The sequence below is a fragment of the Bacillus sp. FJAT-29937 genome, assembly GCF_001509555.1.
Taxonomy (GTDB): domain Bacteria; phylum Bacillota; class Bacilli; order Bacillales; family Cytobacillaceae; genus Cytobacillus.
Window position 1 is genome coordinate 128,693 of the sequence record NZ_LMAS01000008.1, and the last position, 16,573, is coordinate 145,265.

Annotated in this window: 16 protein-coding genes and 2 riboswitches; of the genes, 4 read left to right on the top strand and 12 right to left on the bottom strand. The window is 38.2% G+C overall.

All coding sequences use genetic code 11. The features are described 5' to 3' along the window. Positions 1-18 precede the first annotated feature (18 nt). The 4 genes from AR328_RS17180 to AR328_RS17195 all read left to right on the top strand — a co-directional run bounded on the left by AR328_RS17180 (position 19) and on the right by AR328_RS17195 (position 5,089). Positions 19-1,209 (top strand): CaiB/BaiF CoA transferase family protein, encoded by a 1,191-nt coding sequence (locus AR328_RS17180; RefSeq protein ID WP_066298652.1) that lies wholly within the window; start codon positions 19-21, stop codon positions 1,207-1,209. 189 nt (positions 1,210-1,398) lie between these two features. Further along, positions 1,399-2,253, top strand: coding sequence for a chemotaxis protein (locus AR328_RS17185; RefSeq protein ID WP_066298654.1), 855 nt, complete (start codon positions 1,399-1,401; stop codon positions 2,251-2,253). Positions 2,254-2,469: 216 nt separating this feature from the next. Continuing rightward, positions 2,470-3,330, top strand: a complete 861-nt coding sequence (locus tag AR328_RS17190; protein WP_066298656.1) for an EamA family transporter — start codon at positions 2,470-2,472, stop codon at positions 3,328-3,330. A 286-nt stretch (positions 3,331-3,616) separates the two neighbouring features. Next, positions 3,617-5,089, top strand: coding sequence for an alanine/glycine:cation symporter family protein (locus AR328_RS17195; protein WP_066298661.1), 1,473 nt, complete (start codon positions 3,617-3,619; stop codon positions 5,087-5,089). 102 nt (positions 5,090-5,191) lie between these two features. Here AR328_RS17195 and AR328_RS17200 read toward each other — a convergent pair whose 3' ends face one another. The 12 genes from AR328_RS17200 to AR328_RS17255 all read right to left on the bottom strand — a co-directional run bounded on the left by AR328_RS17200 (position 5,192) and on the right by AR328_RS17255 (position 16,457). Continuing rightward, positions 5,192-5,674: a hypothetical protein gene (locus AR328_RS17200; protein ID WP_066298664.1), complete on the bottom strand. Its 483-nt coding sequence runs from the start codon at positions 5,672-5,674 to the stop codon at positions 5,192-5,194. Between the two features lie 72 nt (positions 5,675-5,746). After that, positions 5,747-6,475: a class I SAM-dependent methyltransferase gene (locus AR328_RS17205; protein ID WP_066298667.1), complete on the bottom strand. Its 729-nt coding sequence runs from the start codon at positions 6,473-6,475 to the stop codon at positions 5,747-5,749. A 118-nt stretch (positions 6,476-6,593) separates the two neighbouring features. Next, entirely contained in the window at positions 6,594-7,424 is an 831-nt protein-coding gene (locus AR328_RS17210; RefSeq protein ID WP_231734970.1) for a TatD family hydrolase, read from the bottom strand. Beyond that, positions 7,379-8,119 carry an ABC transporter ATP-binding protein gene (locus AR328_RS17215; RefSeq protein WP_066298670.1) on the bottom strand — a complete coding sequence of 247 codons (741 nt, stop codon included), beginning with the start codon at positions 8,117-8,119 and terminating at the stop codon, positions 7,379-7,381. The genes AR328_RS17210 and AR328_RS17215 overlap by 46 nt, the downstream gene beginning before the upstream one ends. A gap of 1 nt (position 8,120) precedes the next feature. Continuing rightward, entirely contained in the window at positions 8,121-8,882 is a 762-nt protein-coding gene (locus AR328_RS17220) for an ABC transporter permease (RefSeq protein ID WP_066298672.1), read from the bottom strand. Continuing rightward, positions 8,882-9,172, bottom strand: a complete 291-nt coding sequence (locus AR328_RS17225) for a thiamine-binding protein (protein ID WP_066298675.1) — start codon at positions 9,170-9,172, stop codon at positions 8,882-8,884. The genes AR328_RS17220 and AR328_RS17225 overlap by 1 nt, the downstream gene beginning before the upstream one ends. Positions 9,173-9,185: 13 nt before the next feature. Next, positions 9,186-10,184 (bottom strand): ABC transporter substrate-binding protein, encoded by a 999-nt coding sequence (locus AR328_RS17230; RefSeq protein WP_066298679.1) that lies wholly within the window; start codon positions 10,182-10,184, stop codon positions 9,186-9,188. A gap of 90 nt (positions 10,185-10,274) precedes the next feature. Then, a riboswitch (TPP riboswitch) is annotated at positions 10,275-10,384 on the bottom strand. A 267-nt stretch (positions 10,385-10,651) separates the two neighbouring features. Beyond that, a complete protein-coding gene (locus AR328_RS17235) occupies positions 10,652-11,839 on the bottom strand; it encodes an MFS transporter (protein WP_066298684.1) in 1,188 nt (395 codons plus the stop codon). An 88-nt stretch (positions 11,840-11,927) separates the two neighbouring features. Beyond that, positions 11,928-12,028, bottom strand: a riboswitch (purine riboswitch). 108 nt (positions 12,029-12,136) lie between these two features. Then, positions 12,137-12,658, bottom strand: coding sequence for a cupin domain-containing protein (locus AR328_RS17240; RefSeq protein WP_066298687.1), 522 nt, complete (start codon positions 12,656-12,658; stop codon positions 12,137-12,139). A gap of 155 nt (positions 12,659-12,813) precedes the next feature. Then, positions 12,814-14,118 (bottom strand): DUF4179 domain-containing protein, encoded by a 1,305-nt coding sequence (locus AR328_RS17245; protein ID WP_066298690.1) that lies wholly within the window; start codon positions 14,116-14,118, stop codon positions 12,814-12,816. Continuing rightward, positions 14,119-14,628: a sigma-70 family RNA polymerase sigma factor gene (locus AR328_RS17250; RefSeq protein WP_231734973.1), complete on the bottom strand. Its 510-nt coding sequence runs from the start codon at positions 14,626-14,628 to the stop codon at positions 14,119-14,121. Between the two features lie 401 nt (positions 14,629-15,029). Continuing rightward, entirely contained in the window at positions 15,030-16,457 is a 1,428-nt protein-coding gene (locus AR328_RS17255; protein ID WP_066298693.1) for a hypothetical protein, read from the bottom strand. Between the last annotated feature and the right edge of the window lie 116 nt (positions 16,458-16,573).

The following is a 16,573-nucleotide window of genomic DNA, read 5'->3' on the forward strand; positions in this document are numbered from 1 at the left end:
AAAAGGAGTCAATACACCATGATTCAAGCATTAGAAGGAATGAAAGTAATCGACCTCTCACAAGTATTGGCAGGTCCTTATTGTACGATGGTACTCGGTGATATGGGTGCAGATGTCATCAAAATTGAAAAATACCCAAAGGGCGATGACACCCGTTCAATGGGAGCTACTATTAATGAAGAAAGTCATATGTTTATGATGGTCAATCGCAATAAGCGCGGAATGTGTCTCAATTTAAAAAGTGACGAAGGCCGAAAAATCTTACTCAGCTTAATCAAAACGGCAGATGTATTCGTAGAAAATTACCGTCCTGGAGTAACAAAGAAATTGGGCATTGACTATGAAACATTGAAAGAAATCAATCCCGGATTAATCTACTGCTCGATTTCAGGCTACGGACAGACCGGTCCCTATAGTCAAAAGGGCGGCTATGATATCATGGCACAAGGCATGTCCGGGCTAATGGATATGACTGGCGAAAAAGGTGGAAAGCCTGTAAAAGTTGGGATTGCCATTCATGATATTGCAGCAGCACAAACCGCCATTCAAACGATTTTGACTGCATACATCCACCGCTTGAAAAATGGAAAAGGGCAATATATCGACGTTTCCCTTGTTGATGCAGGACTTGCCTGGACTGTTTGGGAAGCTGCTGCTTATTTTGGAACAGGGGAAGTGGCTAAGCGGAATGGGACAGCACACCGTGCATCAGCCCCATATCAAGGCTACGAAACAAAAGATGGCTTTATTTTAATTGGTGCAGCTAATCAGAAGCTATGGGAAAATTTTTGCTTAAACGTGATTGATCAGCCTAATTGGTTGGAAGATCCTCGCTATGAAACGGTTAGTTCAAGAACGGAACATGTGGATGAGCTTGAGATCGAAATCGAAGAAATTTTAAAACAAAAAGAATCAGCACATTGGCTGAAGCTTCTCGAAGATTACGGAATCCCGTCCGGTCCCATATATTCTTATGATCAAACCTTGAATGATCCGCATATCCTTGAACATGATATGGTCCTTGATTATGAACATCCTGCTGCTGGACAAATGAAAACACTTGGCTTCCCGGCCAAACTTTCCGAAACGCCAGGGCAATTAAGAATGCCTGCTCCGCTCCTTGGACAGCACAATAAGGAGATATTGGCTGAATTAGGATACTCTGAAGAAGACTTTAAAGTATTACAAAACAAAGAAATTATCAAATAAACATGAGGGACGGATCACTTGCTTCCACATTTCGAAGCAAGTAATCCGTCCCTTTTTTTACGCTAAAAGAACCCGTTCATGGTCTCTTCAATATTATTAGTAAAACGTCTCTCCAATCTGTCTAATCCTGAATACATTGTTGTATGTGAATGACGTGTATTGAAAATTTATTTTTAAGGGAGCAGACAAATGTATAAAAAGCTAGCTGTCGCCATTATTCATGGAATGGGTAATCAAAAGGATGGTTTTGCTAAAAATATGATCGTGATGATCAATCAAACATTCGCAAAAAAACTAGAGGATGCGGTTGAAGATCCTGCCTCCTATCTTATGTTTGAACCGATACTATGGGCACCAGTTTTTGCAGGCCGACAGGAAAAGCTGTTTGAAAGAATGGTGCAGGAAAACAAATTGAATTATCAAGGCTCAAGAAAATTCATTGTTACTTATATAGGAGATGTGATTGCCTATCAACTAGTAGAGACAGCAAAGCAAAATTATGAGAGAGTTCATGAAAAAATCGGTGAAGGTCTGAACAGTCTCTCTAAGAAAGCAGGAGACCAAGCTCCACTATGTGTCATTTCACACAGTTTAGGTTCAGTCATTGCGAGCAATTACTTTTACGATTTACAATTTAAACAACGCGATGTTGCCTGTATTGTAAATGAAACGTCGCCATTGGAAAAGGGAGAAACTTTAACATTATTTTATACAATGGGGACTACCCTCCCGCTATGGAGTTTACGTTATTATAACTTTAACCGCCCGATCAATATTCCTTCTAAAAACCTCCAAAAATACTATCCTAGCTTAAAAGGTGAATGGATTAATTTCTATGACAAAGATGATGTTTTGGGCTTCCCATTAAGATCTGTAGACGAAAATTATTATCATGCTGTTAACGAAGATCGAGAAGTGAATGTAGGCGATTTGTTAACGAGTTGGAATCCGTTAAGCCATACAGGTTACGTTAAGGATATGGATGTAATTGAACCCATTGTAGATGGATTAGTCCGTACATGGAGACAGATAAATAATCTATAACGCTCTGCTCTATTCAAATCATCAAAATCGGTCAAAGGGTAATTGCAATAGAAAATCATACCTTAAAAAGCTATCAAGGCAATTATGATTATTTTAAAAGCGAGAAGGACAAAGTAAGTCTAAAAGAGTTGAATAAGCCTATTGTAAAAACTGAAAAAGTGAAAAAACAAAGAAATAAGTCTGAGAATTCATAACAAGAGAAAAGTAGGTGCCTTAATGAGTATTACCTTAGCATTATTGGCAGCTTTATTCGCTTCACTTACATCTATATTGGCGAAGATTGGCATCGAAAAGGTGAATTCTAATTTAGCTACAGCGATTCGGACAATTGTTGTTATCGTCATGGCTTTATTGGTCGTGGTTGTAACGGGCAAGCTCGAAACAATCTCTCAGATTTCTGGAAGTGCATTGTGGTTTATTATATTGTCAGGTTTTGCAACAGGATTTTCGTGGTTATTTTTCTTTAAAGCACTGGCAATTGGTGATGTTTCCAAGGTTGTACCCATTGATAAGTCAAGTGTAGTCTTAACAATCGCAATCTCCATCCTCTTTTTAGGAGAGCCGGCAAAGCCCCTTGTCTTGGCTGGAGGAGCGATAATCGCCATTGGAACCTTCATTTTAATTGGGAAAAATGAAGAAAAGAAACGATTTACGGGCTCACAAATATATATTGTATATGCCATTTTGGCAGCAGTATTTGCGGCATTAACCTCAATCTTAGCAAAAATAGGGATGGAAGATGTGGATTCTAATGTCGCTACCTTTTTACGGACAATCGTGATTTTATTGTTCGCTTGGGCCATCGTATTTTTCCAAGGAACTCATAAAAAAATGAAGGAAATTACAAAAAAGGGATATCTTTTTTTAATATTGTCTGGGGTTGCAACTGGTTTATCCTGGTTATGCTATTTCGCAGCATTAGCCATTGGGAAGGTTTCCGTTGTTGCACCTATTGATAAATTTAGCGTTGTGATTACCATGATTTTAAGCTTTATTCTTTTAAAAGAAAAAATGAATAAACACATTATTATAGGTGGTATAGTCATTACTGCAGGAACTCTGTTGCTTATTTTGTAGTTAAGGGATTTTTTAAGATGAATATGATTACTAGTGTTGTTTGAAAATCCTCCCATCTAAAAAAACATTATGTGGAAAATATAGTAAAAATATTCAGATGTAATATTTTGCAAACCGAAATAATTAAAATTGTGAATAGTAGACTAAGGATAACCTGCATGTAGACTGGTAAAACCTGTAGGTTATTTTTTTTATTTTTTTATAAAAAAAAGATTGTCTTATTTTTTAATATAATTTATACTTCGAATATGAATAATATTCAGAATTATAAAAGGGGGGAATTTTTATGTTTGATCAAATTGTAAATACTATTAATGGATGGCTGTGGAGTCCAGTATTGATTGGTTTCATTGTTTTATGTGGTTTGTATTTTAGTTTTCGTACTAGATTCCTGCAGATCCGTCACTTTAAAGAAATGGTTAAACTTGTAACATCAGGGAAGGGTTCCGATGCAGGGGTTTCTCCATTCCAGGCATTAGCGATGTCATTATCAGGCCGTATCGGTGTAGGGAACGTTGCCGGAACCGCTACAGGTATTGCTTTTGGTGGACCTGGTGCAGTCTTTTGGATGTGGGTCATTACCTTTATCGGTGCATCATCAGCTTATGTAGAGTCAACTCTTGCTCAAATCTATAAAGAAAAGCAAGATGGGGAGTATCGCGGGGGTCCTGCTTTCTATATCGAAAAGGGACTTGGCTGGAAATGGTTTGCGATCGTTTTCGCAGTTGCAACATTGCTTGCTATGGCTTTCTTGATGCCGGGTATTCAGGCAAATGCAATTGCAGATACGGTTCATAACGCTTTTGGTCTAGATCCAAAAGTCACGGGACTAATCGTTGTCGCACTTGTTGGTTTTACTATTTTTGGCGGTGTTAAGCGTATTGCTAAAGTTGCAGAATGGGTTGTTCCTTTCATGGCAGCTGCTTATGTATTAATTGCACTTATTATTATTGGATCTAATTTTGCTGATATTCCAGCAGTTTTTGGACTTATATTTAAAAGCGCTTTCGGAGCTGAACAAATGTTTGGCGGTATTATTGGTTCAGCTATTATGTGGGGAGTAAAACGTGGTCTATATGCAAATGAAGCCGGCCAAGGTACAGGTGCTCACCCAGCTGCGGCTGCTGAGGTTTCCCACCCTGCTAAGCAAGGTCTTGTGCAAGCGTTTTCAATTTATTTAGATGTATTCTTAGTTGTTACAGCGACTGCATTCATGATTCTATTTACACAGCAATACAATGTAATCGATGAAAAAACTGGAACAGTACTAACTGAAAACCTCCCAGGAGTTCAACCGGGAGCTGGTTATACTCAAGCGGCAGTTGATACGCTCATTCCAGGATACGGTGCAGGATTTGTTGCCATTGCTTTATTCTTCTTTGCCTTTACGACTATTTATGCTTATTACTATATCGCAGAAACAAACTTGGCCTATCTAGTACGTGGTAAATTCAAGGGAATTGCATTTATTGGACTAAAGATTGTCCTTTTAGGCGCTATTTTCTTTGGTTCAGTAAAAACTGCAACAACAGCATGGGCAATGGGAGATATCGGACTCGGAATTATGGTATGGCTGAACTTAATTGCGATTCTCTTCTTATTTAAACCAGCGCTGATTGCTTTAAAGGACTACGAAGAGCAGCTAAAGGAAGGAAAAGATCCAGAATTCAATTCATCTAAATATGGGATTAAGAATGCAGATTTCTGGGCGAATGGTTATCAGAGTCCTGAAAGAAAGAAGCGAGATAAAGTATCATAAGTGAACTTCTATTCGTATGGTTTCTTCGAATAGTTAGTTATATCAGAAAAGCACCAGCTTTAGTGGCTGGTGCTTTTCTATTTACGGTTTAATAGGACCCGCTTATATAAAAACATGCAAAATCACAAATCCAAAAAATACAAAAGCCATCGTAAAATGAAATTTTCTCCTTTTTCCTGATGCTTTCCACCTGCGTAATAAACCGCTAAATAACAAGATAATTAGGATCCCAATCGCTGCTGCTCCACTAACCGTTTTCGCTTTCCTAAGATCGGTAACGTATGCGGAAATCATCAATGCCGCATGAACGATGATTAATAGAGACGCAGTTATAGCGATTGGTATATGGTATCTCATCATTTTCTTTGAAATTTGTGCAAGCTTTACTTTAACATTTCGAATTTTACTTTTCCGAATTAGGAGAAAGACGAAATACATATTGATGTTAATTAAGAATAAAATAAATGCTGCTTGTGCTATGATTTTTCCTATTAAAATATAATTTGAATCATATCCTTGGTATAAGCTCCACAGAACAATGAGGAGGACAGTAATGATATTAATGGTCAGCCATCTGGTGATCATATAAACCCTCCTCACTTTAGTAGAAAAAGAATGAGCAGACGAAACATCTATTTCTAAGGAGCCTGTGCTTTTTCATTTATAAGCAACTCCAATTAATGCAGGGGATTCAGTTGTATATTCCGATCCTTTAAAATCTCCAAATAACTGAACTCGTCTAAAACCAGCCATTTTTAGACTCTCATTGAGCTCATTTGAAGTTAACGGATACAGCTCGACACTATTTGAGAAGGTCTGAATGCCAGCAGCCTTATTGATCGCAAGTGTTCCGTTGAATTTAATTTTATTTTCAGAGTGGTCATATGTTCTCTTAAATGTAACTCCCTTATTCGGCAATTCAATAAGCGGCAAATCTGTAATATGTTGTTGAAGGATGCGATCATAATTTACGATTTGAATAGTCAATACGCCGTCTTCGGACAGGACATTCCATATTTTCTTCAAGGTTAGACTTATCCCTGCAAATGAATCTAAATGTACAATGGAGTTTCCGATACAAATGGCAGCATCAAATGATTGATCATGAAAGTGATCTATGTTTCTCATATCTAATTTTAATGCCGATAAATTCAGATTATGATCCATTCGCTTTTTTTTAATTTTTTCGACCATCTTTTCATCTAGGTCAACGGCTGTTACATGATAGCCGGCTTTCGCTAATTCAATCGCTTGGTTGCCTGCTCCGGCAGCAATATCTAATAGTTTGATTTTACCGTTAGTGGCGGTTTTAATAAATTCTATTTGAGCTGGATTACTGGGAAATAAATCATCATAATATTGACTTAATATTTTATAAAAAGACATCTCTTATCCACCTCATTTTTATACTTTCAATGCAAATTATACCTGATGTAAAAGATAAATCTAATGATGGAAATCACAGTGGATAATGATCCCTGCTTAGAGCCGCCCAATCAACTCACTATTCGCTCTCACTCTTCAAACGATAAAATCCAACTGTATTTTCTCTAACAATAGAATACACTTCAGTAATCGGCATTCGCTTTAATCTAGCAATTTCCTCAAGTGATTTATGCATCATTTGTGGGTGGGTCTGCATACCTGTAAAAGGGCCTTCGAATGGCCAAGGGCCATCGGTTTCAACCATGATTTGCTCGAGTGGATATTTTTTGACAAGCTCCTTAATATCGTTTTCATAGAGTACATCAGGTGTGATGGATATGAAGTAGCCATTCTGAATCATCCGGTTAATCGTAAGCTCATCCCCCTTAAACCAATGGAAATGCGCTTTTGAAATCGAGTGCTTTTCAAGAAGGTCACATACTATTTTTGCGTCTTCGTATACAGCATGAAGCACAAGCGGCTTTTGCCATTCTTTCGCCTTGATAGTCATTTCTTCTAACAATTCAAGATAAGGTTCGAGTAGAAGATCCTGTTCTTGACGTAAGTAATAGGGGAGCCCGACTTCGCCTACAGCAATCATTTCGCTTTGATGACGGCCCATCCAATTGATAAGTTCGACCAACTCTTTTTCATTTGGAAGCTGCTGCTCGGGATGATAGCCGTAAGCTGGGTATACCTGTTGAAAAAGTGAAGCAATTTTGTGCGTAATTTGGCACGACTTCAAGTCAAATGAAACAGCAATGAGGGCCTCAACGAAAGGGTCACCTTCAATAATGCGGCTTAATTCTTGTTTATTGTATTGATCCAGATGAATATGCGAATCAATAATTTTCTTCATCATACTCACTCCATGAACGATTTCAGTTCGTAATAGATTTTCCGTTTCCATTGTAAAAAATTGTCCTCCAACAAAAGTTCTTCCTTACGCGGTCTAGCAAAAGGAATGACAAACTCAGCTGCAATAGTTGCAGGCTTGTTGGAAAGAATCACAATCCGATCGGATAAAAACAAAGCTTCCTCAAGATTATGGGTGACAAATAGAACAGTTCGGCGATTATTTTCCCAGATGGATAATAGCCATTTTTGCATGTCCAGTCTTGTCAGTTCATCTAAAGCTGAAAACGGTTCATCAAGCAAAATGATGGGCTGTGGACTAAGCAAAGCTCGAATAAAGGATACCCGCTGTTTCATGCCGCCGGAAAGCTCCTGAGGATAAGAATAGGTATATTGGGCTAACCCGGCTTTTTCAATCATCTCTAGAGCTGTGCTAGTGTCCTTTGCGCCTTTTAGCTCTTGACCAAGAAGAACGTTTTGTAAGACGGTTCTCCACGGAAGCAAGCTAGAGGATTGCGGCATATAGCTGACTGCACCTGTTTGGCTGTTGATATTTTCACCCTTTAGTGTAATCGTCCCTTCATCTGGAGCAAGGATGCCGCCAATGAGCGAAAAGAGCGTACTTTTTCCACTGCCTGAAGGACCGAGAATGGAAACAAACTCGCCATCATTTACTTGTAAATTAAGATGTTTAATAATTTCTGCATCTGCAAATTTTTTCGAAATATCTTGTATTGTTAAAACACTCATTTTAGTTTGCTCCTTTTGACTGCCAGCGGATAAGAAGACGTTCAATCAAAACGATTGCAGCAAAGAATAATAGACTTAACGCCATGATGGCAAAGATGGCAACAAACACACGATCTGTTCGGAATGAGGAAGAAGCTAAAGTCATATACACACCAATGCCTGATTTTGCCCCAAGCCATTCGGAAATAACGGCGCCCATGATGCTATAAGTGGCAGAGATTTTTATTCCTGAAAAAATGGTGGGAAGAGCATGTGGAAGTTCCAGCTTCCAAAACAACTGGCTCTTCGTTGCGCCAGCCATTCTCATGTAATGCTTTAAGTCAGCTGATGTTTGTTTAAACCCATCAAGTGCTGCAATCGTCACTGGGAAAAAACAAACAAGGGTAATGACTATCATTTTTGGCAAAATTCCAAAACCAAACCAGATGACTAATAATGGTGCTAGAACGATCACGGGAATATTTTGCGAAAGAATGAGAAGCGGATAAACGGCTTCTCGAACAAACGGCAGTAGATAGAGCAAAATAGCGGCGAAAAGCCCGATCCCGACACCGATCGCAAATCCTGTAACCCCAAGCTTTATCGTTGAAAGCAAATGTTCGAAAAATCCTGTAAAGCCTGTAATCGCTTCATTCATAATGGATGAGGGAGCAGGAAGCAGCCATTCTGGAATATCGGCTTTTTTAACGATCATTTCCCAAATGAAAAAGAAGAGAAGGAGAACGAAAACCGATCTCCACCCCTTTAAACGATTTATTTTCATTATCGATACTTCTCCGTTAACTGATTCATGGCTATGCCTGTAGGCTGATATAAAATTTTCACTTGAGAAATGACGTTTTTGCTGCCCATTTCAATCATTCGTTCATTCATTTTTTTGATCACATCAAATAGTTTAGAAAGCTCACCTTCCATCGTTGTTTCTAACGGATGGACTTCATAAGTGACTCCTGATTCTTCAATAATATTAATCGCTTCATCTACATATGGAATGACGTCTTCTCCATTTTTTGTTTTCGGTATAATTTGAATGCTAACTAATGAATTGTTCATTTTGCAAGTCCCCTTACTGTGGTAAATAATCGTTTGTAAAAGCTTTTTCCGCCTCTAGCTCATTATCTAATAAGTCATTTTCATACATCCAGCTTGCATAGTTTTCCCAAACTTCAAGTTTCTGTTCACCCCATCTTGGCGCAACGTCTTGATATTTTGATGCCAGCCACTCTTGGCTTTTCTTCACAAGCTCTTGATCAAGGTCAGGTGCTGCTTTTAATAAACTATCTGCTGCTTCAGATGGGTTATCGATTGCAAACTTGTAGCCTTTCGAAACTGCCTTCAAAAATTTCTTCACTTGTTCCGGATTAGATTGAAGCTTCTTTTCATTTGTTGCAAGAACTGGTGTATAGTAATCGAGCTTCTCACTATAATCGGTTAAATAGATCATATTAATCTTTTCGCCGCGAATTTCCGCTTCAATGCCTGTCCAGCCGTAATAAATCCATGCAAAATCAATATCTCGTTTTACAGCTGTAAAAAAGTCTGTATCCCCCATATTTACAATGGAAACATCTTCTACATTGGCATTTTCGGTTTGCATCAATGAAGTAATGACTGATTTTTCAACTGGAGCACCCCAGCCCCCGTATGTTTTTCCAGCAAAATCCTTTGGTGAAGTAATATTTTTCTCCGCTGGGGAGGCGAATCCAGACGTATTATGCTGGATTACTGCCGCGATTGAAACTAAAGGCACCCCTTGAACACGTGCTTGTGTAATGCTTTCTTGATAGCTGACACCAAAATCGGCTTTTCCAGAAGCAACTAGCTGATCGGCTCCCGCTTCACCGGGCATAATAATTTCCACGTCCAAGCCTTCTTCTTTAAAGTAATCTTTATCCTGTGCCACATATAAACCGGTGTGATTCGTATTCGGTGTCCAATCAAGCACAACTGTTACTTTTTCATTTTTTTCTTGTTGGTCCTTCGTTGAATCAGTGGATTCCTTTCCTCCAGCACATCCCGCGAGAAGCAAGGTAGTCATCATTGTTGCAATCAACCATTTCATCATTTTTTTCCTCCAAAGCATTCATGATAGTTTCCAGAAAAAATAAAAAACACCCGGATGAGAACCCGCGCGTACATGAACAAACATATCTATTCTTCATTCGAATATGTTTCCTCCGCTGGTATTAACCAGATCAGGTTCAAAGGGTCAGCACCTCACAGGTACAGTCTCAACCGGTCACACCGGTTCCCCCACAATTCTAATGCTATTTATTTTTTCAGATACTTTATTATATCAAATAAAAGAGAGGGAAGTAGCATAATTTAATAATCTTATTAGTAAGTTCCCTTTTTTCTGAAAAGCTATATTCCTATAATTGTATGAATGACAATTAAATACATCAAACATGCTGTTGTTATTCAATACCAAGAGTACTATTCTAATAGAAAAAAGCTATCCAGTAAGTCTGATTCGAAAAAAACAGACTTTCCGGATAGCTTCAAATTCATGAAATCAGGAAGACGAGTGGTTTATAGCCTTTGGAAAGATGAATAGGAATTCGTATTTTCTCTTGTTATAGCTGGTCTTGTCAAAGAAAAGACTACACATAATAAAGCGATGATGACAATACCGCTTCCAAACCAAGCTGTACTAGTAACAGAACCAGTTTGGTTTAACACTAGGCCGCCAATAGCTGATCCAAGTGAGATACCGATTTGTATGGCGGAATTATTAAAGCTTTGTTGTATGTCGGACGTCTCTGGGTCGATTTGAATCAAATAGCTTTGCTGGGGTGGTGCCAAACTCCAACTTAATGCACCCCATACCATCATCATTGGAATGAATAGGAAAATTGAAAAGGTTGTTAACGGCAATAAGCATAAACAAATCGCAAAAGCACTGATAACAATAATCATGCTTTTGTGTGTACCAATCCGATCCGAAAGTGTTCCACCGAATGCTCCGCCACCAACTGCTGCAATACCAAACATGAAATAGCAAATACTAATCCAATAGGAATTAAGATGAAGATTCGTTTCCAAAAAAGGGGTAAAATAGGCATAAACCGTATAATGTCCCGCCAGCATAAACACTGTAGAAAGATGGGCACTGCCTATTTTCGCACTTCCTACTGCCTTTAATTGCTGGGAAAGCGGAACTGTTTTTTCTCCAGGAATACGCTCCAAAAGTAATGCAACAAGCACCATTGATCCAATTGATAGCACCGCGATTCCAAGGAATATGACGCGCCATCCAAATATGTTTGATAATAGGATTCCTAATGGTACACCTAACACGATGGACGAACTTAAGCCCATATATATAAGCCCAACAGCCTTCGCCCGGTTAGCCGACATTACAACTTTAGTAGCCATAGTTAAGGAAAGTACAACGACAAGTGCCGTACTAGCGGCAGTTAAAACTCTGGCCATCATCATATAGGTGAAATTTGGACTAAAATATGTCATGACATTTCCGAGGAAAAAAATCAATAACGAAGCAAGATACAATTTTTTGCGTTCGATTTTGCTTGTTAACACAAGTAAAACAGGTCCAGCTATGGCATATATTAGCGCATACACTGTAATTAATTGTCCGGCAGAGCTTAATGAAATGTTTAAATCTTCGGCAATTGTCGGCAATATCCCGCCAACGATCAATTCAACCAATCCAACCGCGACAGTTGATAATGCTAGAATAAAAACTTTTAAATTCATAATCTATTTAATGTCCTTTCTTAGCTGATATCAAAAGAAATAAGCTTTGAAGGTCTTTTCTGAACAAAAAAAATCCTGACTACAGAAAACGAATAGTTTCATTTTCTGTAGTCAGGATTTTCTTGGTTCCTGGTAGAGACCCTCTAGCCATATTCTAGAAGTTATACAGGTAATATATAATTTACTAGTGATCACTTTGAAGATTTTACTACTCCTTATTTTATTTATCAAGTGTAAAATTTTGAAAGTGTGAATAGACTTGACCCTCAGTAAGTATTTTACTGGGGGTCAAGCTTTTTATTCCGGAATTGTTTTATAAGCTAACTTCTTAATTATATTTTTATACGCAGGATACTTTGACAAAAGCTCGTCTTGTGTGAACAATTCAAAATCCTGAAATTCAAACCCTGGAGAAACCATACAGCCTACTAATGAGAAGGTATCTTCTTCCATAACAGACGATCCAAAAATAGCATTTTTCGGAACTAACGCTTGAGGAACTTCTCCTTTATCCAAATTTAATCCTAATTTAATCTCTTCATATTCTCCGTTTTCATGAATAATATGAATGGTTAAAGGGCTTCCGGCGTGATAATACCATAGCTCATCAGATTTCAAGCGGTGAAAATGAGACACGTCATTAGATGTTAATAAAAAGTAAATACTTGTATAGAGCTTTCTCTTTCCCTCAAAATTCACTGTTAATTCTTGATCAGAAGTTCTTTCACCAGATTGAAATGTACTTTTATAAAATCCGCCTTCTGGATGTGGTTCTAGTCCAAGTTTCGATACAAAATACTGTGCGTCACGATTGTTCAAGTAAATACCTCCCTAAAACATAGTTCTTAAAAGCTTACCAAACAAATCATCCTAAGACCATCGCAGTTAAACTAAATGAACCAGTGAAGTATAACAATAAACATCTCACTAATAAAGTATTTTTATATAATAAAAAGTCCTGATATTTTAAAAGGCTATTTTATGATTAAGGGAATATTCACAGTCGCGGAGCCCTTTAAATACTTTTCGTAGCTATTGAAATAAATCCGAATCGGATTTGTTTTATTGCTTGTGTCAAATGTGTAGGTTGATTCAACCATGTTATTCACATTACTCTGACTAGAACCATTAGTATCAACAGTTTCACCGTTCGCATCGACCGCTTGGAAAAACATTTGATAGAAATGATTTTCTTCTTTGGACTTATAGGTAGCACGAATTGTATTGTTACTTTCAATTCCGACATTTACATTTACATTGTCGGGAATATAGAGGACTTTCTTCTTTAGAAAATCGACTTCGATATAATCCTTTCCTTTTGGTAATGCCTGCACGTCATTGAGTTCCAACGTCAAGCTTTTGGGTTCTCTAAAATAGTTGCTTTGAAAGAAGAAAGCCGCTTCTTCGTCTCGCATACCTCCAAAGCCTGATACTCCATTTGTAATTGTGCCCCATACTTCGCCTTTCTCATCCAATAAACGCATGCTTTTTATTTGCAAAATTTGCATGGTGTTTGCTGGATCGACTGCGATCTCAAGCTTTGCCCGAAGTGGAGAAATCCTCAGTGATTTTACGGTCAATTTTTGACCATCGATTTCTACAGTTTGATCCAATTTGTAATTTTTACTTTTTGCGATATTCTTTTGCAAAGAAAAAGGGATGTTGAATGTTGTCTCATGTTCGTCTTTAAAGGTAATGGATAATTCGAAATTCGGATTTGTGAAATCGATATTTTTACTAGCGGTTACCTCTATAGTATCTTCTATATGATTTGTCGGCTCCTTGCCAAACCAACTATAAGTTATTCCAGCTTCTAGCCCTTTAGTATTTTGTTTAATCTCAACTTCCTTTGTGTGGAGGTCATGAATCTCGAAGGGAGCTTCAAGCTCATAGTTAATAATCATTCCTGATTCATCTGCAATAATGCCGAGCAATGTAAATGTTAAATTATTCTTTGCTGCTGTTATATTAAGCTCTTCGTAATAATCATTTTTTAATATATCCTCAATTCCTTTGTCATAGGCAATCATCTCTACAAGCGGGGCAAAGCCTGGTATTTTTGCAACTGCTTGTGCAAAAGCTGGAGATACGCGAATCGTTGTAATAAAGATTAAGATAAGAGCGGCTGTAATTGCTAACGATCCTGTCCATTTTTTGCGGCTACGTCTTTCATTTTTTACTCTCTTTAAACCGTTTATCCTTGCATAGGAGAGTGCTTCTTTCGGAACTGGAATCGAATTTAGTTCATCTTTCAAAGCGGCATATTCTTTTTCATTCATTTAAAATTCCCTCCTTTCGCTAAAATAATGGCGCAGCTTCCGTAGAGCTGTGTGCAATCTGGATTTAACTGTTCCTTCGGGAATATTTTGCGCGCTCGCAATCTCATTGTTTTTCATATCCTGAAAATATTTCAAATAAATTAATTGCTGCTGTTCATGTGGCAATTGCGAAATCGCTTCAACAATCTCTAGATTAGGAGAATCATAATACTGTCCTTCGACCTCCAACGTTTCCCTCAGCTCAATTCGACTTTTTCTCTTATGCATATCGTGGCACACATTGAGCAGTATTCGAACGAGCCATGTTCCGACATAACGCGGCTCTTTAAGTGTATGAATTTTTTTATAGCTTCGGTAAGTCGTTTCTTGAATGGCTTCAATCGCATCGTGCTCATTTTTTAAATAAGCAAACGCTGTCCGATACAATACATCTTCATATGCTTCCAGCACTTGTAAAAGAGCTTGTTCATCCCTTTTCATTGCTTTTTTTATAATATCTATCTCAATCACAGCGTTGCCTCCTTCCCCCTGCTACTTATTAGACTTTGCAGCAGAGGAAAACGTTCATATTCTTTTTCTCCTTTTTCAGAGATTAACGGGCAAGCCAATCCACTTTTATGTATTCAAGTAAAAACTACTAATCTGGCTTTTATTATTATTGGACAAAGAATCCTTTATTTCCACAAAATCGGTATCTTTGGGGTATGGATAGGACAGGAAATCCGCTAATTACGAAAAACAAGAGAAAATAGCCTTTTTTTCATGCAATAGCGGAAACAGAGTCCGAAAACCTCAAGAAAATCGATTTTTTTGCAAAATAACGGAAACAGGGTCCTCAAAAAAATAATGGGACGTTTCTTCGACTTCCAAAATAGAAGTAAAAGATCCGTCCCCTTAGGGCCTTTATCTATTTAGAATATCCATAGCCCTATAACGGTAGAAAGGAGTAACCCAATCATTACTGGGAAAAAGCTTTTTCGAACTAGTTCCAAAACGGGGACTTTTGCAAATCCTGCTACGGCAACAAGGGAGGACCAGGCTATTAATGTTCCACCGCCTACCCAAATAGCGCCCATTTGCCCAATAGCTGCTAATGTTTCAACGTCAACCCCAACATTAGGCCCTAATGCTCCTGACAAGGAACCAACTAAAGGCAGACCAGAGAACCCGGAACCGTCTAACCCTGTAATGGCCCCAATAATAAGAATGCCTAAACCTGCGATTAGGGTGCTTTCCGGTATGAATTGCTGTCCGGCAACGACTAGATCAAATAAGAAAGAAGGTGCTTCTTCTGCACTTATGCCAAATATTTTACTAGATAAATCTCCACTTCCGATGAAGAAAAATCCGGCAATTGGGATAACGGGCCCCATTGCTTTAAAGGCAAATACAAATCCCTGTACAAAATTATCGCTCACATCATTCAGTGAAGAACGCAAATTTTTAAACATAGTTGCAGCAATAAGGAGAACGGCTGATGCTCCACCAATTAAGGCAGCTCCTGTTCCGCCTTCAATAGAAGGGAAGAGGTCCGAAAATTTGGCAAGAAACATATAGGCAATGATTATTAAAAATGTGAGAGGAACAAGAATGGCAAAAAGGAGGCTATATTTGCTTTTATGCGTTTGATTATTTTCCAATTCATCTTTCGATTGAGGAATTTGATCATCCTTTTCCCAGGCGATTAAATGAGAATTAGATGGACGTAAAATTTGTTTTCTTAAAAATAAATAAGCGAGAACAATGGCCGTAATTCCTGTAATGATTGATAATACTAGCGCCCGATCCGCTAAGATTCCAACATCCGCCCCGGCAGCCGTTGCAGTTAAGGTAGGAGCAATTTGGATAATGTAATCAGAAGACAGGGCCATACCCTGACCAGCGAGTGAAATCGCAATGGCTGCTCCAATCGGTGGAAGCCCAGCCCGAACAGCTACAGGAATAAGCAAAGCGCCAACTAATGGTACAGCCGGTGTTGGCCAAAAGAATAGCGAGATTACATACGTAACGAAAATGATCACCCAGTAGGAGATATGGCCATTTTTCATTACCTTTTGAAACGGTGTGATCATTTGCCGATCTGACCCAAGTGATTTCAACGAGTGCAATAAGGCGGTCATAATCGTGATAATAAGGAAGATATTAAATAATTCTCCTGCGGCTACTAAGCTAGCATTGAAAATCGTCTGCAAACCAGAAATAAACGAGCCCGTAAATATCCACCCAACTAAAAATGTTACAATTATGGAAGGCACAACAATATTTTGCCGAAACAGCATCGTTAGAATAATAATACAGGTCCCAATTAAATACATCCAATGAGCTGCTGTTAGTTCCATTATATTTACCCCCTCAACCATATTGAAATGCAATATTAAAATAGTCTATGCTGATATATGGGCTTAGGTGAAAGGGCATTATAAACAAAAATGATACCAATACTTTGGGAGGAATA